This is a genomic window from Streptomyces sp. NBC_01224 (assembly GCF_036002945.1).
GTDB lineage: Bacteria > Actinomycetota > Actinomycetes > Streptomycetales > Streptomycetaceae > Streptomyces.
The window spans coordinates 3,171,131-3,193,933 of sequence record NZ_CP108529.1 but is presented as its reverse complement, the minus strand read 5'-3'; the positions used below and the strand labels follow the sequence as shown (position 1 = coordinate 3,193,933).

The following is a 22,803-nucleotide window of genomic DNA, read 5'->3' as shown; positions in this document are numbered from 1 at the left end:
CGTCCCGTGTCACGAGCAGGTCTTGCCGTCCGCCGGGACCTTCCCTTCGAGGAAGTACGCGTTCACGGTCGACGTCACACATGTGCTCTCGCCGTACGCGCCGTGCCCCTCACCCTTGTTGGTGAGCATGATGCCGACGCCCTTGCCCAGCTCGTCCGCCATCTTCTGCGCACCCTCGTACGGCGTCGCCGGGTCACCGGTCGTACCGACCACCAGGATCGGACCGGCGCCCGGAGCGCTCGCCTCCGGGGTGTCGTGCTCACCCTTCACCGGCCACTCGGCACACCAGCCGGCCGTGTCCCACGCCAGGAACGGGCCGAAGACCGGGGACAGCTTCCGGAACTCGGGCAGCATGGCCCTGGCCTCGGCCGCCGTCGGCCGGAGCTTGCTGTCCGCGCAGGAGATGGCGCGCTGCGAGTGGTTCTGGGTGTCGTAGTGCCCCTTCTCGTCACGGCCGTTGTACGCGTCGGCCAGCTGGAGCAGTGTGTTGCCGGTGCCGCTCTTCTCGGCCTCGTCCAGCGCCTGGGTCAGATACGGCCAGCTGCTCCTGGAGTAGAGCGGCATGACGATGCCGGTGGTGGCAAGCGACTCGTTGAGCTCGCGGCCCGAGGTGGTCGGCAGCGGCTTCTTGTCGATCCGTTCCAGCAGCCGGGCGATGCGCTGCGTGCCCGCCTTCGGGTCCTGGCCGCGGTCCTTGAGGTAGTTCTCCAGCGCCCGCTGGAAGCCGGTCGCCTGGTTGCGGGCGTGCCCGATCGTGTCCGCGGTCGGGTCGACGACGGCGTCCAGGACGGTCCGGCCGACGTTCTTGGGGAAGAGGTGTGCGTAGGTGCCGCCGAGCTCCGTGCCGTACGACACGCCGAAGTAGGTGAGCTTCTTGTCGCCGAGCACCTCACGGATCAGATCCATGTCCCGGGCGGCGTTCGTCGTACCGACGTATGGCAGGACCTTGCCGGAGCGGCGCTCGCAGCCGGCGCCGAAGTCCGCGCCGTCCTTCATGAACGCCGCCTCCTCCGCCGCCGTGTCCGGGGTCATGTCGACCTTCCGGTTGGCGTCCTCCGTCTCCTTGTCGGTACGGCAGTTCACCCCTGCGCTGCCCGCGACCCCGCGCGGGTCGAAGCTCACCAGGTCGTAGCGGGCGTTGAGCATCTTGTACGAGTCGGCGGCGCGCGGCAGTATCGAGACGCCCGAACCGCCCGGGCCGCCGAAGTTGAACAGCATCGCGCCGAGGCGCCGGCCTTCGTCCCGGGCCTTCTTGCGGATCAGCGCGATCCCGATGGTGTCGCCTTCCGGCTTCGCGTAGTCCAGCGGCACCTTGACCGTCGCACACCGCCAGTCGCCACCGGGTGCGCTGCCGCCCGCGGGGGCTTTGCAGCTGTTCCAGTCCGGCCGCTGGGAGGTGAGCGCGGTGGGCAGCCCGGGCATGCCGGGCTGCCCACCGCTCGGCGTGGCGGACGACTGGCCGGGCGAGGACGCCGCACTGTGGTCCGTCCTGTCGGCCGGCTTGTCGTCCGTACCCCCGTCACAGCCCGCGACCAGCCCCGTCAGCAGAAGTGCGGCGCCTGCCAGAGCCCCGGCACGTGCGTGTCCGACCACGTGTACGTCCCTCCCCGATGTGCCTGTACATACGACGTACAGAAAGTGCGCCCATGCTAGGCGGTCCGGGACGGTGAATTACTTGCAGACCGTCCCGGCCGCCGGAACCTTGCCATCCAGCAGATAGTCGCCCACGGCGTTCTGCACACAGGCATTGCCGCTGTTGTACGCGCCGTGTCCCTGGCCCTCGTACGTCAGCTCCACACCGACGCCCTTGCCCAGCGCGTCGGCCATCGCCTTCGCTCCCTTGTACGGGGTCGCCGGGTCGCCGGTGTTGCCGATGACGAGGATGGGCGCCGCGCCCGGGGCGCTGACGTCCGGGGTCTCCCAGACGCCCGCCACCGGCCAGCCGGTGCAGGCGAGCAGACCCCAGCCCAGATAGTCACCGAAGACCGGCGAGGCGGACTGGAACTCCGGGAGCTTCGCCATGGCCTGGTCCGCCGTGAACCGCTGCTTGGAGTCGGCGCAGTTGATGGCGGTGTTGGCGGCCATCAAATTGTTGTAGTGACCGTCGGCCTCACGGCCGTTCAGCGAGTCCGCGAGAGCGAGGAGCAGCGCGCCGTTCCCGCCGTCGGCCTCATCCACTCCCTGCTCCAGCAGCGGCCAGGTCTCCTTGGAGTAGAGGGCGGCCGCGATGCCGGTGATGGCCAGGGACTGCGTCAGCTGCCGGGACCCGAGCCCCGGGATCGGCTTCTTCTCCAGCCGGGTGAGAAGGCCGGAGATCCCCTGTTCGACCTCCTTCCCGGTGGAACCGGGGAGCTTGCAGGCGGCGCCGCGGTCCACGCAGTCCTTGGCGAAGTTGTCCAGCGCGAGCTGGAACCCCTTGGCCTGGCCGAGCGAGGACTGCACGGAGTCCAGGGTCGGGTCGACCACCCCGTCCAGTACCGACCTGCCGACGTTCTTCGGGAACAAGTTGGCGTAGACGCCGCCCAGTTCGGTGCCGTACGAGATGCCGAAGTAGTACAGCTTCTTGTCTCCGAGCACCTGACGCATCAGATCCATGTCGCGGGCGGCGTTGGTGGTGCCGACGTAGGGGAGCTCCTTGCCGGAGTTCTTCTCGCAGGCCGACGCGAACGTCTTGATGTCCTTGACGAAGGCATTCACATCGGCGCTGCTGTCCGGGGTGGCGTCGGTCTCGTAGCGGGCGTCGAGCTGCCGGTCGGTCTCGCACTCCACGCCCGCACTGCGACCGACCCCGCGCGGGTCGAAGCTGACCAGGTCGTAGCGGGTGCGGAGCTTGTCGTAGTCGGTGCCGAACGCGGGCAGGGTGGCGACACCGGAGGCCCCGGGACCGCCGAAGTTGAAGATGAGGGAGCCGATCCGCTTGTCCGGATTCTTGGCCCTGGCCCGGATGAGTGCCAGCTCGATCGTCTCGCCGCCCGGATTCGCGTAGTCGAGCGGGACCTTCATGAAGGAACACTCCCAGGGGGTGCCACCGGGCAGGGGCGACGGGGCCTTTCCGCCGCCCTGTGCCGTGGACGGGGCCGGGCAGGGCTTCCACGTCAGCTTCTGGGAGGCGAGCTGGCCGGAGCTGCTCGCCTCGGCGGCATTCGCCGCAACCGGAGAGCGCGGCGGCCCGTCCGGGTCGTCCTTGGTGCCGCTCTCCGAGCAGGCGGTGATGGGCAGGAGCACGGTGACGGCGGCAGCGAGAGCGGCGGCACGCAGGGTGGAGGTCCTCATGGCCCCATCGTGTGGCGGGAACCGGACCCGTGCACGAGGCACCGGTCCAAGCGGGTGGCCGCGGCTCGCTCCGGTCGCCCGACCGGCCCTATGGACAGGCGTGTGCTACGGCTGAGGAACCGTCAGCTCGGCCTTACGGGTCAGAGCTCGCCCTTGCGGGTCAGATGGTTGAAGCAGAGCCAGCCGGGAAGCACCGGCAGCCACAGTGTCAGCAGTCGGTACAGCAGAACGGCCGGTGCCGCGACCTCCTTCGGCAGGCCGACCGCGATCAGCCCCAGCGTCAGCGCGCCCTCGACCGCGCCCATCCCGCCCGGTGTGGGCGCCGCCGAGCCCAGCGCGTTACCGGCCAGGAAGACCACCGCGATGCTCGCGTAGCTGAGATGCGGCACATCCGGGCCGCTGAACGCCCGGACCGACGCGTCCAGACACATCACGAACAGGCCGGTCAGCAGCAGCATTCCGCCGATGCCCGTCAGCAGCTTCTGCGGCCGCTGCACCACGTCGAGCATGCGCGGCACGACTCCGGCGAACAGTGACCGCACCCGCGTCACCACGAACTTCCGCAGGAACGGAACCGCCGTCACCACCAGCACCAGCACCGCGACCGTCAGCAGCCCGGCGATCACGGTCCTGGAAGGAGTGAGCGAAGACGGGGTCTTCTCGGTACCGGTCAGATAGCCGAACGCCGCCAGCAGCAGAATGTGGCAGCCGAGACCGAACAGCTGCGAGGCGCCGACACTCGCCACGGCGAGGCCCGGACGCACCCCGGCGCGCTGCAGGAAGCGGGTGTTCAGCGCCACACCGCCGACCGCGGCCGGGGCGACGATCTTCACGAAGGACCCGGCGACCTGTGCCAGTACGGTCTTGCCGAACGGCACCCGCTCCGGCACGAAGCCCAGCAGGCTCATCGCCGCCGCGACATAGCTGAGGGCCGAGAAGCCGACCGCGGCCGCCACCCAGCCCCACTCCGCCTGCTCGACGACCGCACCGAAGTCGGCCTGGGTGACCTGAGAGATGAGGAAGTACGCGGCGATGGCGCCGGCGATGCAGCTGACCAGGGTGCGCGCCTTGATGCGCTCCAGCCGTACCGGTTCGACCGGTGCCTGTGGCCGGATCAGCAGCACCTGCTGCCGCATCTGGGAGAGCAGATCCTCCTCGCGCGCCTCTTCCAGCGCGTCGTCCATGGCCCGCTTCTCGGCCTGCTTCTGGTTGCGCAGCGACTTGCGGGCGGCTTTGTGGTCCGGCACCGGACCGGCGGTGGAGGTCTCCTGAGCCGCCTCGTGTTCGAGCGCCCTGGCGCGCTTGGCCGCGTCCGACGCATCGAGCACCGCCTCGCGCTCGCGCTGCGAGCGTTCCCGGGCGAGCCGGCGCAGGGTCGCCCGGGTGGAGCGGCTCAGCGCGATCGGCTGGAGCAGCGGCAGACAGTCCGCGACGGCATCGGGGCCGAGCACCTCCAGAGCACCGGCGACGGCCCGCTCGGCGCCCACCCGCAGACCCGTGGTGGTCAGCAGCTGAGCGACATCCATCCGCAGGACCAGATCACCGGCCGCGATCTCGCCGCCGCGCAGATCGGTGACGAACACCTTGCCGGAACGATCGACCAGGATGGCGTCGCCGGTGAGCCTGCGGTGCGCGATCCGCCGCGACTGGAGCGCCTTCACCTGGCGCCAGGCGCCGCGCACCAGCTCGTCGGTGATCTCCGAGTCCTCCAGCGCGTCCAGGGAACGGCCGCCGATGTGCTCGTACACCAGCATCACGGCGTCGGGCCCGAGCTCGGAGGTGGCGATCAGCTTGGGTGCGTTGGCCCCGGCGGCGATCGCCGCGTACGCGAGCAGCGCCTCCTGCTCCAAAGCCTGACGCAGCGACTGGATGGAGCGGCGCTGGGTGATGCCGCGCAGAGTGAGCCTGCGCCACACCCGGTAGAAGAAGCCCTGGGCCTGTTGCTCGCGGTCGACGACCGTCACATCGAGTGGTGGCCCGTCCTCCAGGGTGACCAGGTAGCGGCGCCCGCGATCGTTCTGATCGCCGGAGTCGGGTGCGTCCTCGGCGCGCATCGCGGTGACCGGGCGGAAGCCGACATGGCGCAGACCGGCCATCAGATGCTGACCGGTCGGCCGTACGTTCGGCGAGCCGACCGCGTACAGCGTGCCGTACGCCACGGTCCAGCCGATCAGCACGGTGAGGATGATCGAGAACGGGGTCGTGTATCCGCCGACCAGCATGGCGAACGCGTCGAGCAGCAGCACCACCCACAGCACGACCCGCCAGCGCGGCCGTCTCGCCATCCCGACCGCCGTCATATAGGCGATCACGGGGGCGAGATAGCCGTGTACGGGATCGGTGAGCGCGTCACCGGGCTGCGGCTGGGTCAGGGCGTCCTGAATGGTGCCGGGGGCGGAGTTGGCCACCCAGAGGTCGGTGGCGAGTGTGACGCCGTGCGCCAGTACGGCGGCGAGCACGCCGTCCGCGATCCGTAGTCCGTCGCGTTTGATCAGCCGCTCGATGGCGAACGCGACCGGAACGAGCAGCACGGCGATGCTGGAGACCAGACCGGCGGTCTTGATCAGGATGTCGGGTGCCTGGCCGGTTCCCTTGCTGATGTCCTGTTCGAGACCGGTGGTCGTGCCGTGGGCGAACGCGGCGACCGAGAGCAGGACGACGATCGCCAGGACCCCGATGAGGAGCCGCATGAGATCGGAGGGGCGGTGCACCCGGGCCGCGAGCAGCGGTTCGTCTCCCGAGACACGCTCGGCCTGTTCCGCCGCGGCGGACGAGAGCGTCGAGCCGACCAGGTGCTCGGGGACCTTCCCCTGCTCCGCACCGGACTTTTCCTGCTCCGCAGCGGGCTTCTCGGCGGGTCCGTCCGAAGCGTCCGGATACGGCTCGGCGTCAGGGGCGTCCGCCGCCTTCGGTGGCTGCACGCCCTGCTCCTTCGTCGCCTCTGATTGGTCTTCGTGTTCTCGTATCACCGGTCACCGCCCGCACGATGGTGGCACGGCCCGGCGACAGAGGAGGGCATCAGGGTGCACTGCGCGGACACGCGAAGCGCAACATACGCTCCTTTGCTCCCGCACGCACGCCCCGTGAAAGGGCGCACACGGACCGGGCCGGGCTGTCGGTGGCGTACGGCAGGATGGGCCGGATGAGCCAATACCGGACCAGCGGCGACGGGACGAGCGGCGACCGGACGATCGACGAGTTGCCGGAGTACGCGGAGCGGGTGCTCGATGTCGCCGAGCTGATTCCGCCCGGCCGTGTCATGACGTACGGAGATGTCGCCGAGTGGCTGGGCGACGGCGGCCCGCGCCAGGTCGGCCGGGTCATGGCGCTGTACGGGGCCGCGGTGCCGTGGTGGCGCGTGGTGCGCGCAGACGGGGCCCTGCTGCCCGGTCACGAACTGCGGGCGCTGGACCACTACCGCGAGGAGAGCACCCCGCTGCGCGAGGCGTCGCGCAGCGCGGAGGGCCATCTGCCGCGACTCGACATGAAGCGGGCACGGTGGGACGGCGTCACCGGCGGTGCGGGCGCGGACGCGGACAGGGACAAGGGCGGAGGTGCTCACATCTGACAGCTTCGGCCATTCGGGGGCGCAACGGGCGGCGCCGGGCCCGGCGCGTGATGCGGAACACGAAGCGATACGCGACGGCCCCCGTGACGCGGAACGTGACGAGGTACGCAGCGGACTCGCCCCGGACCGCGCCCCCGCTGGCGTAGCGTCGACAGTTCGCGGCACGCACCGCACCCTCAGCACCAGCACACCCACCAGGACCGGCGATCCACGTGAGCTCCTCCTCCTCCACCCGGCACAGTCCGCACCGTCAGGCACGGCAGGGGGTCCCCCCACGCCCGCAGGGGCGTAGGGAGAGGACCGCGGGCGCGTACCGACTGGTGCGTACCCCGCCGGGCTCCGTGGATCCCCCTCTCCTGGACGCGGCGCAACGTGCGGTGGTTGATCACCCCGGAGGCCCGCTCCTGGTGCTCGCCGGACCGGGTACCGGCAAGACGACCACGCTCGTCGAGGCGGTCGCCGCACGTGTCGCAGGGGGCGGCGACCCGGCCCGCATCCTGGTCCTCACCTTCAGCCGCAAGGCCGCCGTGGAGCTGCGCGACCGGATGGCCGCCCGGCTCGGTGCCGCCCGCGGTCCGCAGGCCACCACATTCCACTCCTTCTGTTACGCACTGGTCCGCGCCCATCAGGACGCCGACCTCTTCGCCGAACCGATGCGGCTGCTCTCCGGACCGGAGCAGGACGTCACGGTCCGCGAGCTGCTCGCCGGCCAGCTCGAACTGGAACAGGACGGCTTCGCGCACATCCGCTGGCCGGACGAGCTGCGGGCCTGTCTGACCACGCGCGGTTTCGCCGACGAGGTACGGGCGGTGCTCGCCCGCAGCCGCGAGCTGGGCCTGGGCCCGGACGCGCTGACCGACTTCGCCCGCCGCACCGGCCGACCGGACTGGGGCGCCGCCGCCGAATTCCTCGCCGAGTACCTGGACGTGCTGGACGCGCAGGGGGTACTGGACTACGCGGAGCTGGTGCACCGGGCCGTGCTGCTCGCGGAACGCCCCGAGGTGTCGGCGCTGCTGGCCGGGCAGTACGACGCGGTGTTCGTGGACGAGTACCAGGACACGGACCCGGCGCAGGTACGGCTGCTGCACGCGCTGGCCGGCAACCGGGGGAGCGGGCCGGGCGCCGGGGGCGGCCGGGACCTGGTCGCCTTCGGTGACCCGGACCAGTCGATCTATGCGTTCCGGGGCGCCGATGTGAACGGCATCCTCGACTTCCCGGAGATGTTCCGGCGGGCGGACGGCGCCCCGGCACCGGTCGGCGTCCTCACGACCTCGCGTCGCTCCGGCGGACAGCTGCTGGCCGCCACCCGGCTGCTCACCCGGCGGATGCCGCTGACCCGGCTGCCCTCGGCGAAGGTCCGCGCCCACCGGGAGCTCGCCGCCGTCCGCGAGGGCGGAAGCGTGGAGACGTACACCTACCCGACCGCCTCCGCCGAACTCGACAACATCGCCGATCTGCTGCGCCGGGCGCATCTGGAGGACGGCGTCCCATGGAACGAGATGGCGGTGCTCGTACGGGCCGGAGGCCGCACGATCCCCTCGGCGCGCCGGGCCCTGACCTCGGCGGGCGTCCCCGTGGAGGTCGACGGCGACGACCTCCCCCTGCGCCATGAACCGGCGGTGGCCCCGCTGCTGACGGCGCTCCGCGCGGTCGCCGCAGCGGCGCTGCGCCGGGGTGCGCCGGGTGCGGAGGCGGAGGCCCCGGCTCCTCCTGGCCGGGAGCCCGATCAGGCTGCCGGCCAGGACCCCGAAAAGGCTCCCGGCCGGGAATCCGCCCCCGAAGCGCCCTGGCTGGACACCGAGACGGCCCTGACCCTCCTCACCTCCCCCCTCGGCTCCATGGACGCGGCCGACCTGCGTCGGCTCGGCCGGGCCCTGCGCGACGAGGAGCGGGCCGCCGGGAATCGCGTACCGGCGCCCTCCGGCGACCTGCTGGCCCGCGCGCTCACCGAGCCCGAACGGCTCGTCGCGCACGATCCGGCGTACGCCCGCGGCGCCCAGCGACTCGGCGCGCTTCTGCGCAAGGCGCGCGAGCTCCTCGAAGGCGGCGGTACCGCGGAAGAAGCCCTTTGGGAGCTGTGGGCCGGCACCCCGTGGCCGGGGCGGCTGGCGCGTGCCGCGCTGCGCGGCGGTGCGGGTGGCCGCAACGCCGACCGCGACCTCGACGCCGTCTGCGCGCTCTTCGACACCGCGGCCCGCGCCGAGGAACGCACCGGCGGGCGCGGCGCGCTCAACTTCCTGGAGGAGGTCGACGCCCAGGACATCGCCGCCGACACCCTCTCCAGGCGCGCGGTGCGACCCGACGCCGTACGGCTGATGACCGCGCACAGGTCAAAGGGCCTGGAGTGGCGCCTCGTCGTCGTCGCTGGGGTGCAGGAGGGGCTCTGGCCCGACCTGCGCCGCCGCGGTTCGCTCCTCGAAGCGGACCGGATCGGCCGCGACGGCCTGGCCGAACCGCTCACCCCCGGCGCCCTCCTCGCCGAGGAACGCCGCCTCTTCTACGTCGCTGCGACCCGCGCCCGCGAACGTCTCGTCGTCACCGCGGTCAAGGCGCCCGCCGACGACGGCGATCAGCCGTCCCGCTTCCTCACCGAGCTCGGCGTCGAACCGCGCGACGTCACCGGCCGGCCGCGCCGACCGCTCGCCGTCGCCGCGCTCGTCGCCGAACTCCGCGCCACCACCGTCGACCCCGATGCCTCGGACGCCCTGCGCGAGGAGGCCGCCCACCGCCTCGCCCGCCTCGCCGCGCTCACCGACGACGAGGGCCAGCCGCTCGTACCCGCGGCCCATCCCTACCGCTGGTGGGGCCTGTACGAGCCCACCCGCTCCGCCGTTCCGCTCCGCGACCGGGACCAGCCCGTGTCGCTCTCCGGCAGCGCGCTCGACCAGCTCGCCAACACCTGCGCGCTCCAGTGGTTCCTCGGCCGCGAGGTGAAGGCGGACGCCCCGGCGACGGCCGCACAGGGCTTCGGCAACGTCGTCCACGTACTCGCCGACGAGGTGGCCTCCGGGCGTACCCCTGCCGATCTGGCTGTCCTGATGGAGCGGCTGGACTCGGTCTGGGACGGCCTCGTCTTCGACGCCCCCTGGAAGTCCCAGCAGGAGAAGGAACAGGCCAGGGCCGCCCTCGAACGCTTCCTGAGCTGGCACGTCATGGACCGCACCGGCCGCACTCCCGCCGCGAGCGAGCACGACTTCGACGTGACGCTCGAAGCGGGGGAGTACGAGGTACGGATCCGCGGTTCCATGGACCGCGTCGAACGGGACACCGACGGCCGGGCGTACGTCGTCGACTTCAAGACCGGCAAACAGTCCCCGACCAAGGACGAGGTCGCCCGCCACCCCCAGCTCGCCGTATACCAGCTGGCCGTCCGGGAAGGGGCGGTCGACGAGATCTTCGACGGCAATCGCCCCGTCCCCGGCGGCGCCGAACTCGTACAGCTGCGACAGCCCGCCCCGAAGAAGGAGGGCGGCGACGCCCTTCCCAAGGTGCAGGCCCAGGAACCGCTCTCCGGCGAGTGGGTCCCCGACCTGCTGGCCACGGCCGCCGGCCGGGTCCTGGACGAACGGTTCACCCCCACGACCGGCCAGCACTGCACACACTGCACCTTCCGTGCCTCGTGCAGCGCACAGCCGGAGGGCCGTCACATCCTGGAGTGAGAGCCTTCCGGCCGCTCGGTCAGGGCCTGAGGGCCACCACGACGTGGACGGCATTCGCGGTGGCCGCCGCCTCACAGTCGGCGGGGCAGTCGTCCTCGACACCGAGAAATACGTCATACACCCGGGCCGGATGCGCCTTGGCCGTATCGGTGCGCTGGTGCGGGCCGATACGGCAGGACCGGATACGGCGAGTGCTCATGAGGCCGCCCTCGCAAAGGAGTTGAGGTGATCAGCGCTCAAGGCGGTCGGGACCCGGACCGCCGGGCGATCCTGTTGCGCGCTGTCGGCCGGGCCTGTTGCGGGCCACCGGCCCGCCCGGACAGTCCGGCGGCCCCGGCACGTTGTCAGTGCGCGCGGTTAGCCTCTGTCGGGTGTCCTCACGCATCACCGATCCCGAGCAGCTGAAGGAGCTCCTCGGGATCCCGTTCACCCCGGAGCAGACGGCCTGCATCACAGCGCCGCCCGCCCCGCAGGTGGTCGTGGCCGGAGCCGGGTCGGGGAAGACCACGGTGATGGCGGCGCGCGTGGTGTGGCTGGTGGGGACCGGCCAGGTCGCCCCGGAGCAGGTCCTCGGACTCACCTTCACCAACAAGGCGGCGGGCGAGCTCGCCGAGCGCGTCCGCAAGGCCCTGATCGCGGCCGGGGTCACCGATCCGGACGCCATCGATCCGGACAACCCTCCGGGCGAGCCCAGCATCTCCACGTACCACGCGTTCGCCGGCCGGCTCCTCACCGAGCACGGGCTGCGCATCGGCCTCGAACCAACCACTCGCCTCCTCGCCGACGCCACCCGCTACCAGCTGGCCGCCCGCGTACTGCGCGAGGCGCCCGGCCCGTATCCGGCCCTGACGAGGTCGTTCCCCACGCTGGTCAGTGATCTGCTGGCCCTCGACGCCGAGCTGGCCGAGCATCTCGTACGCCCCGAACAGCTCGCGGAGTACGACACCGACCTGCTCCGTACGCTCGAATCGGCCCGGCTCACCAACGCCGAGCTGCGCAAGATCCCCGAGACGGCCCAGGCCCGCCGAGAGCTGCTGCAACTGACCCGCCGCTACCGCGAGGCCAAGAAGAGCCGCGACGTCCTCGACTTCGGCGACCAGATCGCCCTCTCCGCCGAGCTGGCCCTCACCCGCCCCGAGGTCGGCGCGATCCTGCGCGACGAATTCCGCGTCGTGCTGCTCGACGAGTACCAGGACACCTCCGTCGCCCAGCGTCTGCTGCTCTCCGCCCTCTTCGGCAGGGGCCCCGAGGACAGGGTCACGGAGGCGAAGACCGGGGCGGAGTCCGGCGCGACCACCGGGTCGGTGGCCACCGGTCATGCCGTCACCGCCGTCGGCGACCCCTGCCAGGCGATCTACGGCTGGCGCGGTGCGTCCGTCGCCAACCTCGACGACTTCCCGCGCCACTTCCCGCACGCCGACGGCACCCCCGCCACCCGATACTCCCTCAGCGAGAACCGCCGCAGCGGCGGCCGCCTCCTCCACCTCGCCAACGGCCTCGCCGCGCCCCTGCGCGCCATGCACGAAGGCGTCGAGGCACTGCGCCCCGCCCCGGGCGCCGAGCGAGACGGCATCGTCCGCTGCGCCCTGCTCCGTACCCACACAGAAGAGATCGACTGGCTCGCCGACTCGATCGCCCACCTCGTGAGGACCGGAAAGGCACCCGGCGAGATCGCCGTCCTGTGCCGCACCGCGGGCGACTTCCCGGAGATCCAGGCCGCGCTGGTGGCCCGCGACATCCCGGTCGAGGTCGTCGGCCTGTCCGGGCTGCTGCACCTGCCCGAGGTCGCCGACCTCGTCGCAGTGTGCGAGGTCCTCCAGGACCCCGGCGCCAACGCCTCCCTGGTCCGGCTGCTCACCGGCCCCCGCTGGCGGATCGGCCCCCGTGACCTGGCACTCCTCGGCCGCCGCGCCCGCCTCCTCGTCCACCGCGCCGCCCACGGCGACGAGGACGACTTCGACCCCGACCGCCGCCTTGCCGAGGCCGTCGAAGGCATCGACCCGGCCGAAGTGATCTCGCTCGCCGACGCCCTGGACACCTTCCTCGAATCGGGCGGAGGAGAGGACGACGGACTTCCGTTCTCCACCGAGGCCCGCATCCGATTCGCCCGCCTGGCCGCCGAACTGCGCGACCTGCGCCGCTCGCTGGCCGACCCCCTGATGGACGTGCTGCACCGCGTCCTCGCCACCACCGGCCTGGAGGTCGAGCTCTCCGCATCGCCGCACGCCCTGGCCGCCCGCCGCCGCGAGACTCTCGCCAACTTCCTCGACGTCGCGGCCCGCTTCGCCGCCGCCGACGGCGAGGCCACCCTCCTTGCTTTCCTGGGCTTCCTGCGCACGGCAGTCCAGTACGAGAAGGGCCTGGACAACGCCCTGCCCGGCGGCGAGAACACCGTCAAGGTCCTCACCGCCCACAAGTCCAAGGGTCTGGAGTGGGACGTCGTCGCGGTGCCCGGCCTGGTCACCGGACAGTTCCCCAGCAGCCAGTCCCGCGACGCCTGGACCTCCCAGCCCAAGGTCCTCCCGCACGCCCTGCGCGGGGACACGGCCACCCTCCCCGTCATCCACTCCTGGGACGCCAAGGGGCTCAAGGGTTTCAAGGAGGAGATGAAGGAGCACCAGCACACCGAGGAGCTCCGCCTGGGATACGTCACCTTCACCAGGCCCCGCACCCTGCTGCTCGGCTCCGGCCACTGGTGGGGCCCGACCCAGAAGAAGCCGCGCGGCCCGTCCGACTTCCTGCACGCGCTGTACGAGCACTGCGCGGCCGGACACGGCGAGATCGAGGCCTGGGCGGACGAACCGGCCGAGGGCGAGGAGAACCCGGCCCTCGCCGAGAAGGAGGCCGACCGGGCGTGGCCGCTTCCCCTGGACGACACCGCCCTGACCCGCCGCCGGGCCGCCGCGGACACGGTGATGGCGCATCTGGAGGCCCTGGCCGCGGCGGGGGGTGTTCCGGATGCGTACGAGGCGCCGTCCGACGCCCCGGATCCGTACGACGATCCGCACGACGCCCCTTACGACGACCCGTTCCCCGACAGCGAGGCGTACCCCGACGAGGCCGACGACTGGGACGCCCTGTCGACGGAGCCCCCGCCGGCCCCCGCTCCCACACCACACATCCCGGCGGCCCGCACGCCTCAGCCCGCCGGGGAACAGCGCCTCACCTCCGAGGAATCCCGCACACTCGCCTCCTGGGACCGCGACCTCGACGCCCTCACCGGCGAACTGCGCCGCGCCCGTGCCACCGTGCGCGATGTCCTCGTGCCCGCCTCGCTCTCCGCCACCCAGCTGCTGCGTCTCGCCGACGACCCCGACGGCTTCGCCCAGGAACTGGCCCGCCCCATGCCGCGGCCCCCACAGCCCGCGGCCCGCCGGGGTACCCGTTTCCACGCCTGGGTGGAGTCCCGCTTCGAGGAGCTGCCGCTGCCCATGCTCGGGCCGGACGAGCTGCCCGGCGGCGACGAGAGCGACGCCGAGATCGCCGACGAGCGCGACCTCGCCGCACTCAAGGAGGCCTTCGAGCGCACCCCGTACGCCCGCCGCACTCCGTACCGCGTGGAGACGCCGTTCCAGATCACTCTGGCCGGCCGGGTGATCCGGGGCCGTATCGACGCGGTGTACCGCACCGGGGACACGTACGAGATCGTCGACTGGAAGACCACTCGCACCAACACCGCCGACCCCCTCCAGCTCGCGGTCTACCGTCTGGCCTGGGCCGAGCTGCACGATCTGCCGCTCACCGAGGTCACCGCCACGTTCCTGTACGTACGCAGCGGAGAGACCGTCCGCCCCACCCGCCTCCCGGGCCGGGCGGAGCTGGAGCGGCTTCTGCTGGACGAGCCACCTCTCCCGGGCCGATAGGCTCAAGGCCATGAGCGACACCCCGGACAGCGCCGTCCGTACGTACACCGAACAGCACCGCACAGCCTTCCTCGACGACCTCGCCGACTGGCTGCGCATCCCGTCCGTGTCCGCCCAGCCGGTCCACGACGGGGACGTACGACGCAGCGCCGAGTGGCTGTCCGCCAAGCTCAAGGAGACCGGCTTCCCGGCCACCGAGATCTGGGAGACGCCCGGCGCTCCCGCGGTCTTCGCCGAGTGGCCGTCCGACGACCCGGACGCCCCGACCGTTCTCGTCTACGGGCACCACGACGTGCAGCCCGCCGCCCGCGAGGACGGCTGGGACACCGACCCGTTCGAGCCGGTGATCCGCGAGGGCCGCATGTACGGGCGGGGCGCCGCCGACGACAAGGGGCAGGTGTTCTTCCACACCCTCGGCGTCCGGGCCCACCTCGCCACCACCGGCCGCACCACCCCGGCCGTCAACCTCAAGCTGCTGATCGAGGGCGAGGAGGAGTCCGGTTCACCGAACTTCCGCGCCCTGGTCGAGGAGCAGGCCGCCCGGCTCACCGCAGACGCCGTGATCGTTTCCGACACCGGCATGTGGGACGAGACCACCCCCACGGTCTGCACCGGTATGCGAGGCCTCGCCGAGTGCGAGATCGAGCTGTACGGCCCCGAGCAGGACATCCACTCCGGCTCGTTCGGCGGCGCGGTCCCCAACCCGGCGACCGCCGTGGCCCGGCTCGTCGCCGCACTGCACGACGCGGACGGACGGGTCGCGATCCCCGGGTTCTACGACGGGGTGACGGAACTCACCGACACCGAGCGCGCGCTCTTCGCCGAGCTGCCCTTCGACGAGGCCACCTGGCTGCGTACCGCCAAGTCACGAGCGGCGTCGGGCGAGGCCGGCCACTCCACTCTGGAACGCATCTGGGCCCGCCCCACCGCCGAGGTCAACGGCATCGGCGGCGGCTACCAGGGCGCCGGAAGCAAGACGATCATTCCGTCCTCCGCCCTGGTGAAGATCAGTTTCCGGCTGGTCGCGGGCCAGGACCCCGACCACATCCAACAGGTGGTCAGGGCCTGGGCCGAGGCACAGGTCCCGGCCGGTGTCCGTCACCGGATCACCTTCGCCCCCGCCACCCGCCCCTGTCTGACCCCGCTGGACCACCCCGCTCTGCAGGCCGTGGCCCGCGCCATGGGGCGGGCCTTCGGCCAGAAGATCCTCTTCACCCGCGAAGGAGGCTCGGGACCCGCCGCCGACCTGCAGGACGTGCTCGGCGCGCCCGTCCTCTTCCTGGGCATCTCCGTACCGTCCGACGGCTGGCACGCCCCCAACGAGAAGGTCGAACTCGACCTCCTGCTCAAGGGCGTGGAGACAGCTGCCCACCTCTGGGGCGAGCTGGCCGCCGCACTCCGCTGAATCCTCTGAACACCCGATCCATCCCGGGGGAGTAGGAAGCACCTGTGAGCACCTTCGACAACGCCACCGCAGACCGGCCCATCGGACTCACGGCGCCCAGCGGCATCGACCGCGCGGCGCACCACCGCCTCGACGAGGCCTGGCTGTCCGCCGCGTGGAGCCACCCGACCACCCGTGTGTTCGTCGTCTCCGGCGGGCAGGTGCTGATCGACGACACGGCCGACGGCGGTACGGAGATCGTCATGACCCCGGCCTTCGAGGCCCCGGTCACCGAGACCCACCGCTACTTCCTCGGCACCGACGAGGACGGCGTCAGCTACTTCGCGCTCCAGAAGGACTCCCTGCCCGGCCGCATGGACCAGCCGGCCCGCCCGGCCGGCCTGCGCGAGGCCGGACTGCTGCTCGGCCCCCGCGACGCGGGCCTGATGGTGCACGCGGTGGCCCTGGAGAACTGGCAGCGACTGCACCGCTTCTGCTCCCGCTGCGGCGAACGCACGGTCATCGCGGCGGCCGGCCACATCCGCCGCTGCCAGGCCTGCGGCGCCGAGCACTACCCGCGCACCGATCCCGCGGTCATCATGCTGGTGACGGACGACCAGGACCGCGCCCTGCTGGGCCGCCAGGTGCACTGGCCCGAGGGCCGCTTCTCGACGCTCGCGGGCTTCGTCGAGCCGGGGGAGTCGATCGAGCAGTCCGTGGCCCGCGAGGTGTTCGAGGAGGTGGGCGTCACGGTCGGCGAGGTCGAGTACATCGCCAGCCAGCCATGGCCGTTCCCGTCCAGCCTGATGCTGGGCTTCATGGCACGGGCGACCTCGTCGGAGATCGACGTGGACGGTGAGGAGATCGAGGAGGCCCGCTGGTTCTCCCGCGAGGACCTGACGGCGGCCTTCGAGTCGGGCGAGATCATGCCCCCGTTCGGCATCTCGATCGCGGCCCGCCTGATCGAACTCTGGTACGGCAAGCCGCTCCCGAGGCCGGGAACAGTCGGCTGACGCACGGCGTACGGGCTGCGGCGCCCCCGGACGCGTACAGGAACGCCCTCTCCGGTGTTCGACCGGAGGGGGCGCGACTGTGCTGCGGGAGCAGCGGGATCAGGCGGCGAGCGCCTGCTTCACCTGGGCCAGGGACGGGTTCGTCATGACGGCCTCGACACCCGTGGAGCCGACCACCAGGACGGTGGGAACGGTCTGGTTGCCCCCGTTGGCCTTCTCGACGAAGGCCGCGGAGTCCGGGTCCTGCTCGATGTTGATCTCGTTGTACGCGATGCCTTCGCGGTCCATCTGGCTCTTGAGCCGACGGCAGTAGCCGCACCACGTGGTGCTGTACATCGTCACAGTGCCCGACATGTCTTCGCGCTCCTCTGTCTCGTCAGTCTTGTCAGACTCGTCTGTCTCATCCGTCTCATCCGGCACGCGGAAAAGCTGGAAAGTGCGTCGCCGCACGGAAAGGGAACGTACGTGAGCCGATCACCATTCCCGCCGCCACCCCCGCATTAGTACGACAGATGCGGCCCCCCTGTGGACAACCTCCGCGCCCGCCTCTTCCGACCTGGCAGCATGGCGGGGTGACAGCAGCAACGCATTCCTCCCTTTTCCCACAGGTTCCCGAGTCGGCCGACGCCGTGCTCGACGGCCTGGACCCCGAGCAGCGCGAGGTCGCCATGGCCCTGCACGGCCCGGTGTGTGTGCTGGCCGGAGCCGGTACGGGCAAGACGCGTGCGATCACACATCGCATCGCCTACGGGGTGCGCGCGGGGATACTCCAGCCGGCAAGTGTGCTTGCCGTCACGTTCACGAACCGGGCCGCGGGCGAGATGCGGGGACGGCTGCGCCAGCTCGGCGCGGGCGGGGTGCAGGCGCGGACGTTCCACTCCGCCGCCCTGCGCCAGCTCCAGTACTTCTGGCCGAAAGCGGTCGGCGGTGACCTGCCCCGGCTGCTGGAGCGCAAGGTCCAGCTGGTCGCCGAGGCCGCGGCCCGCTGCCGCATCCGGCTCGACCGCAACGAGCTGCGCGACGTCACCAGCGAGATCGAGTGGTCCAAGGTCACCCAGACCGTGCCCGCCGACTATCCGGCCGTGGTCGCCAAGACCCAGCGGGACGCCCCGCGCGATCCGGCCGAGATCTCCCAGATCTATGCGATGTACGAGCAGTTGAAGCGCGACCGCTCGTTGATCGACTTCGAGGATGTGCTGCTTCTCACCGTCGCCATCCTTCAGGACCGCCACGACATCGCCGACCACGTCCGCCGCCAGTACCAGCACTTCGTCGTCGACGAGTACCAGGACGTCAGCCCGCTCCAGCAGCGGCTGCTCGACCTCTGGCTCGGCGACAGGGACACCCTGTGCGTCGTCGGTGACGCCAGCCAGACGATCTACTCCTTCACCGGAGCCACCCCCGACCACCTGCTGAACTTCCGCACCCGTCACCCCAATGCGACGGTGGTCAAGCTGATCAGGGACTACCGCTCCACTCCCCAGGTCGTCCATCTGGCCAACGGGCTGCTGGGCCAGGCCCGCGGCCGCGCCGCCGAGCACCGGCTCGAACTGGTCTCACAGCGCGAGCCCGGCCCCGAGCCCGTCTATACGGAGTACGCGGACGAGCCCGCGGAGGCCGAAGGCACCGCTCGTCGCATCCGCGATCTGATCGCCGCGGGCGTCCCGGCCGGCGAGATCGCCGTGCTCTACCGGGTCAACTCCCAGTCCGAGGTCTACGAGCAGGCCCTGGCCGACGCGGGCGTGCCGTACCAGCTGAGGGGCGCGGAGCGCTTCTTCGAACGCGCGGAGGTACGGGAGGCGGGCATCGCCCTGCGCGGCGCGGCCCGCGCGGGGGGCAACGACTCCCTGCTCGACGACGCGGAGGGGCTGCCGGCGGAGGTGCGCGCGGTGCTCTCCACCAAGGGATGGACCACGGAACCGCCCGCAGGCTCAGGCGCGGTGCGCGACCGCTGGGAGTCCCTGGCCGCACTGGTCCGGCTCGCCGAGGATTTCGAACAGGCCAAGCCGGGGGCGACGCTCTCCGATCTGGTGGCGGAGCTCGACGAGCGTGCAGCCGCCCAGCACGCCCCCACGGTCCAGGGAGTCACACTCGCCTCGCTGCACTCGGCGAAGGGCCTGGAGTGGGACGCCGTGTTCCTGGTCGGGCTGAACGAGGGCATGATGCCGATCACCTACGCCAAGACCGACGAGCAGATCGAGGAGGAGCGTCGGCTGTTGTACGTCGGCGTCACCCGGGCGCGCTTCCATCTCTCGTTGTCATGGTCGCTGTCCCGCTCGCCCGGCGGCCGCGCCGGACGGCGCCCGAGCCGGTTCCTGAACGGACTGCGCCCCGGCTCGGTGGCCCTCGGTACGCGCGGCGCGGCCGGAGGCGGTGGGACCGAACGGGGCCCCGGACCGGTCGCCAAACGCGGCCGCCGCGGCCCTGCCCGGTGCCGGGTCTGCGGCAAGACCCTCACCGATGCGGGCGAGATGAAGCTGATGCGCTGCGACGACTGCCCCTCCGACATGGACGAGGCGCTGTACGAGCGGCTGCGCGACTGGCGGGCGGTCCGGGCGAAGGAGATCGGTCAGCCCGCGTACTGCGTATTCACGGACAAGACGCTGATGGCGATCGCCGAGGCGGTGCCGGGCAGCGCGGGCGAACTGGCCGGGATCTCCGGGGTCGGCGCGCGGAAGCTGGACCGGTTCGGGACCGCGGTCCTTGCCATTTGCGCAGGTGAGACGGTGGAAGAAGGGCTCGGGGCGGCCGTTGACGAGGTGTGAGAAAAACTCGTCGAAAAAATAGTTTGCGCCCGCCCCAGTCATCACCATAGGTTCTTAACCACGGGAACAGCGACTTCTCTGAAGCCCTGGTCCTGTGCTGTACTTATCCGAATACGCAGGACCGGCCCGCCGGTCCCCCCGAGACGCCGAGAGGAGGCGATTGAAGTGATCAGCATCATCGAGACCAACAAAATGACCGATCTCTCGGTCGTCTCCGCCTGCTCGCTCGGCCTCGCCTGCTCTTCGGAGTTCTCGCTGCGTGGCACCGGTCTGTCCGGCATTTCCGCCGTCAGCCCGCTGTCCCTGTCGAACCTCCCCGTGCGGGAGCGCAATGAGCGACCGACCCAGGCACCGGCAGCAGCAGTAGCGAAGGGACAGGCCCAGGCCTATGCCTTTGCGGCCGTCGGTGCAGGAGCGGAATCCGGCGCCAAGAAGCAGACGATGCACCACACGATGTGGGCCTTCCGTGGGCCTGAACCCTGGAGTGATCCAGCCTGATTCAGAATCAGGCCGGCGCCTTCAGGGCCGCGGAACCCCACTCGGGATCCGCGGCCCTTTTGTTTTGTCCAAACGGACGAGACAGCGCGAAGGAGCCTCGGGACAAGCACCACCCGGTACCAGCCGCCCCCCGGCCAACAGGCCGGAACGACCAGACGAGGACACCACCCACCGTGCAACTCGAAGCGCACGCCCCGTCCGTACCGCCTTCCGGAACGATCCCGCCGCCCGGCCTCACGGAGGACTCCACCTTGATCCCCCTCACTGCGCTCACCGCGCTCGACGACGCCATCGAGAACCTCGGCGTGCCCGTCCCCTGCCGCTCCTACGACCCGGAGGTCTTCTTCGCCGAGTCGCCGGCCGACGTCGAGTACGCCAAGTCCCTCTGCCGTACCTGCCCGCTCGTCGAGGCCTGCCTCGCCGGCGCCAAGGAGCGCCGCGAGCCGTGGGGCGTCTGGGGTGGTGAGCTCTTCATCCAGGGCGTTGTCGTTGCTCGCAAGCGGCCGCGTGGCCGTCCGCGCAAGAACCCGGTCGCGGCGTGACCGCCGGACTGGGGGTCACGGCCCCCAAACCCATGAAGCGCATCGGAACCATCGACCGTCCCCACACCCGCGATCCCCGAAATCAGGCACCAATGTCCGTCCCCACGAATGAGCCCGTCGGCTCCGCAACACCGAACGTCACGATCATCGGCGCGAACGACTCGCGTCAGAACAGGACCCGCGAGATGCAACTCATCCCAGAAGCCCTGGCTCGTGCTCATATGCACGACCGACTGAGGGAAGCCGACGCGCAACGCCAGGCCGTGCGCCTGGTTGCCGCGCGCCGGATGCAGCGCCGGGCCGAGCGCGCATCGATGCGCGCTCGCCGTGCGCTGGCCATGGCAGTCATGCACTAGTCAGGCCGAACACCAGCAGCACCCGCTGCCGGGCAGCCGCTCTGCCCAGCAGCAAATCAGTACCCATAGTCAGTACCCCTTCCGCGGGGCCGGTCCGAACGGGCCGGCCCCGCGGTCGTGCTGTGTGGTGCCGCGCGGTACAGCAGAGACGGAGTTATCGTCACGAGGTGGACGAGGAGACTCATCACCGGATTCAGCAACCCGCGCAGAGGGACGCCGCCGTGGTCGTCTGTGCCCTCTGCGGTACCTCCGCCGACAGCGGGAGCGCACCGCCGACCTGGATCTGCTCCGTGGAGAACGGCAGACACCAGTACTTCTGCGAAGAGTGCGCCCGCACTCATATCAGGGCGATCGAGAGCCGTCTCGATTCTGCCTGGTGGTGACGCTCCTGGTGGTGCCGCCCGGGCATGATGGCCCGGGGCGTCACGGCTCGGGGCACGACGCTCCGGGGCGGGAGTACAACCCGGGCCGGTCCCGAGGGTTTCCCTACGCACCGGCGGCCGCGTCGCCCGCCAACTCCTGTACCACGGACTCCTGCTGAGCCTCCATTAGGAAACCCGGTACCCAGGACTCCAGTTCGTCACGCAGCCGTACCGTCGCACCCAGCTGGCACAGCACCCCGATCGTGCTCAGTGTCACCCGGTGTATCAGCAGATAGGCGGGCGGCAGATTCAGCTGCTTGCCGAGCTGATGAGCGGGGGAGCGGGGATCCGCAATCCGGGCCGCCTGATTACGCATCCAGCTCCGGGTGAAGGTGAACTCTTCCACCTGTGCCGGTTCGATGATCGGGAGGAGATAGTCGAGCACCGCATCCGGGTCGAGGTCGATCGAGTCCTTGACGAACCCCTCCTCGCGCAACAGTTCGTACACCGCATCCGCATCACCCGACAGCGTCAGCCGCAGGGAGTCCCCGATCGGCCGCGGCAGACCACCCGGCAGCCGGTCAACCGTGCCGAAGTCCAGCACTCCGAGCCGCCATTGCCCGGCCTCGCCGGCATCGTCCTCCGGGGGCAGCAGCCGGAAGTTGCCCGGATGGGGGTCCGCGTGCAGCAGCCCGGTGCGCGCTGGGCCCGAGAAGAGAAAGCGCGCCAGCAACTGGCCGGCCCGGTCCCGCTGCTCCGGCGTGCCCTCCGCGATCACGTCGGCCAGCGGAACACCGTCCATCCACTCCGTCACCAGAACCTGGTCGGACTGGTGCACCACACCGGGGATTGCCACATCCGGGTCGGCCGCGAACTCCTCGGCGTGGTCCCGCTGCGACCGTGCCTCCTGCTCGTAGTCCAGCTCCTCCGAGACGCGGTCGCGCAGCTCCGTGATAAGCGGCTTGATGTCCATTCCGGGGATCAACGGACCGAGCAACCGGGCGAACCTGCTGAGTTGGGTCAGATCCGAGAGCAGCGCCTCGCCGGCGCCCGGATACTGCACCTTCACCGCGACTTCCCGCCCGTCGTGCCACACCGCCCGGTGCACCTGACCGATCGATGCGGCGGCCGACGGCTTGTCCTCGAATTCGAGGAACAGCTCCCGCCAGTCCTCGCCGAGCCGCTCCTCCAGCACCGCGTGCACGGTGCCGCTGGGCATGGGAGGTGCGGCTTCCTGCAGTTTGGTGAGCGCCGCCCTGTACGGTCCGGCGACCTCCTCGGGCAGCGCCGACTCGAAGACGGACAGGGCCTGCCCCAGCTTCATCGCCCCGCCCTTCAACTCGCCCAAGACCTTGAAGAGCTGATCCGCAGTGCGCTGCTGCACCTCCCGGGCGACCAACTCCGCCGACTTCCCGCCGATCCGCTTGCCCAGACCCCACGTGGCGCGGCCGGCGAAGCCCAGTGGCAGGGCGGCCAACTTGGCGGTACGGGTGACCGCTTTCCGGGGTAGATCAGACATG

At 71.1% G+C, this 22,803-nt stretch carries 14 protein-coding genes and 1 pseudogene; 9 read left to right on the top strand and 6 right to left on the bottom strand.

What is annotated here, in order from left to right; all coding sequences use genetic code 11:
• Nucleotides 1-9 precede the first annotated feature (9 nt).
• From OG609_RS13670 to OG609_RS13660, 3 genes are all read right to left on the bottom strand, one after another.
• Nucleotides 10-1,593, bottom strand: a complete 1,584-nt coding sequence (locus OG609_RS13670) for an alpha/beta hydrolase (RefSeq protein WP_327273055.1) — start codon at nucleotides 1,591-1,593, stop codon at nucleotides 10-12.
• A gap of 78 nt (nucleotides 1,594-1,671) precedes the next feature.
• On the bottom strand, nucleotides 1,672-3,273 hold the full coding sequence (locus OG609_RS13665) for an alpha/beta hydrolase (protein ID WP_327273054.1): 1,602 nt from the start codon (nucleotides 3,271-3,273) through the stop codon (nucleotides 1,672-1,674).
• 140 nt (nucleotides 3,274-3,413) lie between these two features.
• Nucleotides 3,414-6,194, bottom strand: coding sequence for a lysylphosphatidylglycerol synthase domain-containing protein (locus OG609_RS13660; protein WP_327273053.1), 2,781 nt, complete (start codon nucleotides 6,192-6,194; stop codon nucleotides 3,414-3,416).
• A gap of 221 nt (nucleotides 6,195-6,415) precedes the next feature.
• Here OG609_RS13660 and OG609_RS13655 point away from each other — a divergent pair, with 221 nt between their 5' ends.
• Both OG609_RS13655 and OG609_RS13650 read left to right on the top strand, forming a co-directional pair.
• On the top strand, nucleotides 6,416-6,841 hold the full coding sequence (locus OG609_RS13655; RefSeq protein WP_327273052.1) for an MGMT family protein: 426 nt from the start codon (nucleotides 6,416-6,418) through the stop codon (nucleotides 6,839-6,841).
• 212 nt (nucleotides 6,842-7,053) lie between these two features.
• On the top strand, nucleotides 7,054-10,500 hold the full coding sequence (locus OG609_RS13650) for an ATP-dependent helicase (protein ID WP_327273051.1): 3,447 nt from the start codon (nucleotides 7,054-7,056) through the stop codon (nucleotides 10,498-10,500).
• Between the two features lie 43 nt (nucleotides 10,501-10,543).
• Here the strand turns inward: OG609_RS13650 and OG609_RS13645 are convergent.
• A pseudogene (locus tag OG609_RS13645) lies at nucleotides 10,544-10,699 on the bottom strand (SAM-dependent methyltransferase); the annotation flags it as partial.
• A gap of 172 nt (nucleotides 10,700-10,871) precedes the next feature.
• On the opposite strand from OG609_RS13645, the gene OG609_RS13640 reads away from it, so the two are divergent.
• The 3 genes from OG609_RS13640 to nudC are packed head-to-tail and all read left to right on the top strand — an operon-like array spanning nucleotide 10,872 to nucleotide 16,760.
• Nucleotides 10,872-14,363 (top strand): ATP-dependent DNA helicase, encoded by a 3,492-nt coding sequence (locus OG609_RS13640; protein ID WP_327273050.1) that lies wholly within the window; start codon nucleotides 10,872-10,874, stop codon nucleotides 14,361-14,363.
• A 10-nt stretch (nucleotides 14,364-14,373) separates the two neighbouring features.
• Entirely contained in the window at nucleotides 14,374-15,768 is a 1,395-nt protein-coding gene (locus tag OG609_RS13635) for a dipeptidase (protein ID WP_327273049.1), read from the top strand.
• Between the two features lie 44 nt (nucleotides 15,769-15,812).
• Nucleotides 15,813-16,760 carry an NAD(+) diphosphatase gene (nudC, locus tag OG609_RS13630; RefSeq protein WP_266358136.1) on the top strand — a complete coding sequence of 316 codons (948 nt, stop codon included), beginning with the start codon at nucleotides 15,813-15,815 and terminating at the stop codon, nucleotides 16,758-16,760.
• A 99-nt stretch (nucleotides 16,761-16,859) separates the two neighbouring features.
• Here the strand turns inward: nudC and OG609_RS13625 are convergent, their stop codons facing one another.
• Nucleotides 16,860-17,114, bottom strand: a complete 255-nt coding sequence (locus OG609_RS13625; RefSeq protein ID WP_093897475.1) for a mycoredoxin — start codon at nucleotides 17,112-17,114, stop codon at nucleotides 16,860-16,862.
• Nucleotides 17,115-17,272: 158 nt separating this feature from the next.
• Here OG609_RS13625 and OG609_RS13620 point away from each other — a divergent pair, with 158 nt between their 5' ends.
• The 4 genes from OG609_RS13620 to OG609_RS13605 all read left to right on the top strand — a co-directional run bounded on the left by OG609_RS13620 (nucleotide 17,273) and on the right by OG609_RS13605 (nucleotide 20,921).
• Nucleotides 17,273-19,525, top strand: coding sequence for an ATP-dependent DNA helicase UvrD2 (locus tag OG609_RS13620; protein ID WP_327273048.1), 2,253 nt, complete (start codon nucleotides 17,273-17,275; stop codon nucleotides 19,523-19,525).
• 165 nt (nucleotides 19,526-19,690) lie between these two features.
• The gene (locus tag OG609_RS13615) at nucleotides 19,691-20,023 is read left to right on the top strand and encodes a hypothetical protein (protein ID WP_093897473.1); all 333 of its coding nucleotides are present in this window, start codon (nucleotides 19,691-19,693) and stop codon (nucleotides 20,021-20,023) included.
• 173 nt (nucleotides 20,024-20,196) lie between these two features.
• On the top strand, nucleotides 20,197-20,565 hold the full coding sequence (locus OG609_RS13610; RefSeq protein ID WP_327273047.1) for a WhiB family transcriptional regulator: 369 nt from the start codon (nucleotides 20,197-20,199) through the stop codon (nucleotides 20,563-20,565).
• 32 nt (nucleotides 20,566-20,597) lie between these two features.
• On the top strand, nucleotides 20,598-20,921 hold the full coding sequence (locus OG609_RS13605; protein WP_327278039.1) for a hypothetical protein: 324 nt from the start codon (nucleotides 20,598-20,600) through the stop codon (nucleotides 20,919-20,921).
• A 486-nt stretch (nucleotides 20,922-21,407) separates the two neighbouring features.
• Here the strand turns inward: OG609_RS13605 and OG609_RS13595 are convergent, their stop codons facing one another.
• The gene (locus OG609_RS13595; protein WP_327273045.1) at nucleotides 21,408-22,802 is read right to left on the bottom strand and encodes an ABC1 kinase family protein; all 1,395 of its coding nucleotides are present in this window, start codon (nucleotides 22,800-22,802) and stop codon (nucleotides 21,408-21,410) included.
• Nucleotide 22,803 lies beyond the last annotated feature (1 nt).

Bases quoted from the DNA above. Each gene is read 5' to 3' on its own strand.
- OG609_RS13665 (WP_327273054.1), bottom strand. From the start codon at position 3,273: ATGAGGACCTCCACCCTGCGTGCCGCCGCTCTCGCTGCCGCCGTCACC.
- OG609_RS13655 (WP_327273052.1), top strand. From the start codon at position 6,416: ATGAGCCAATACCGGACCAGCGGCGACGGGACGAGCGGCGACCGGACG.
- OG609_RS13635 (WP_327273049.1), top strand. From the start codon at position 14,374: ATGAGCGACACCCCGGACAGCGCCGTCCGTACGTACACCGAACAGCAC.
- OG609_RS13625 (WP_093897475.1), bottom strand. From the start codon at position 17,114: ATGTCGGGCACTGTGACGATGTACAGCACCACGTGGTGCGGCTACTGC.
- OG609_RS13620 (WP_327273048.1), top strand. From the start codon at position 17,273: ATGCGGCCCCCCTGTGGACAACCTCCGCGCCCGCCTCTTCCGACCTGG.
- OG609_RS13605 (WP_327278039.1), top strand. From the start codon at position 20,598: ATGAAGCGCATCGGAACCATCGACCGTCCCCACACCCGCGATCCCCGA.
- OG609_RS13595 (WP_327273045.1), bottom strand. From the start codon at position 22,802: ATGTCTGATCTACCCCGGAAAGCGGTCACCCGTACCGCCAAGTTGGCC.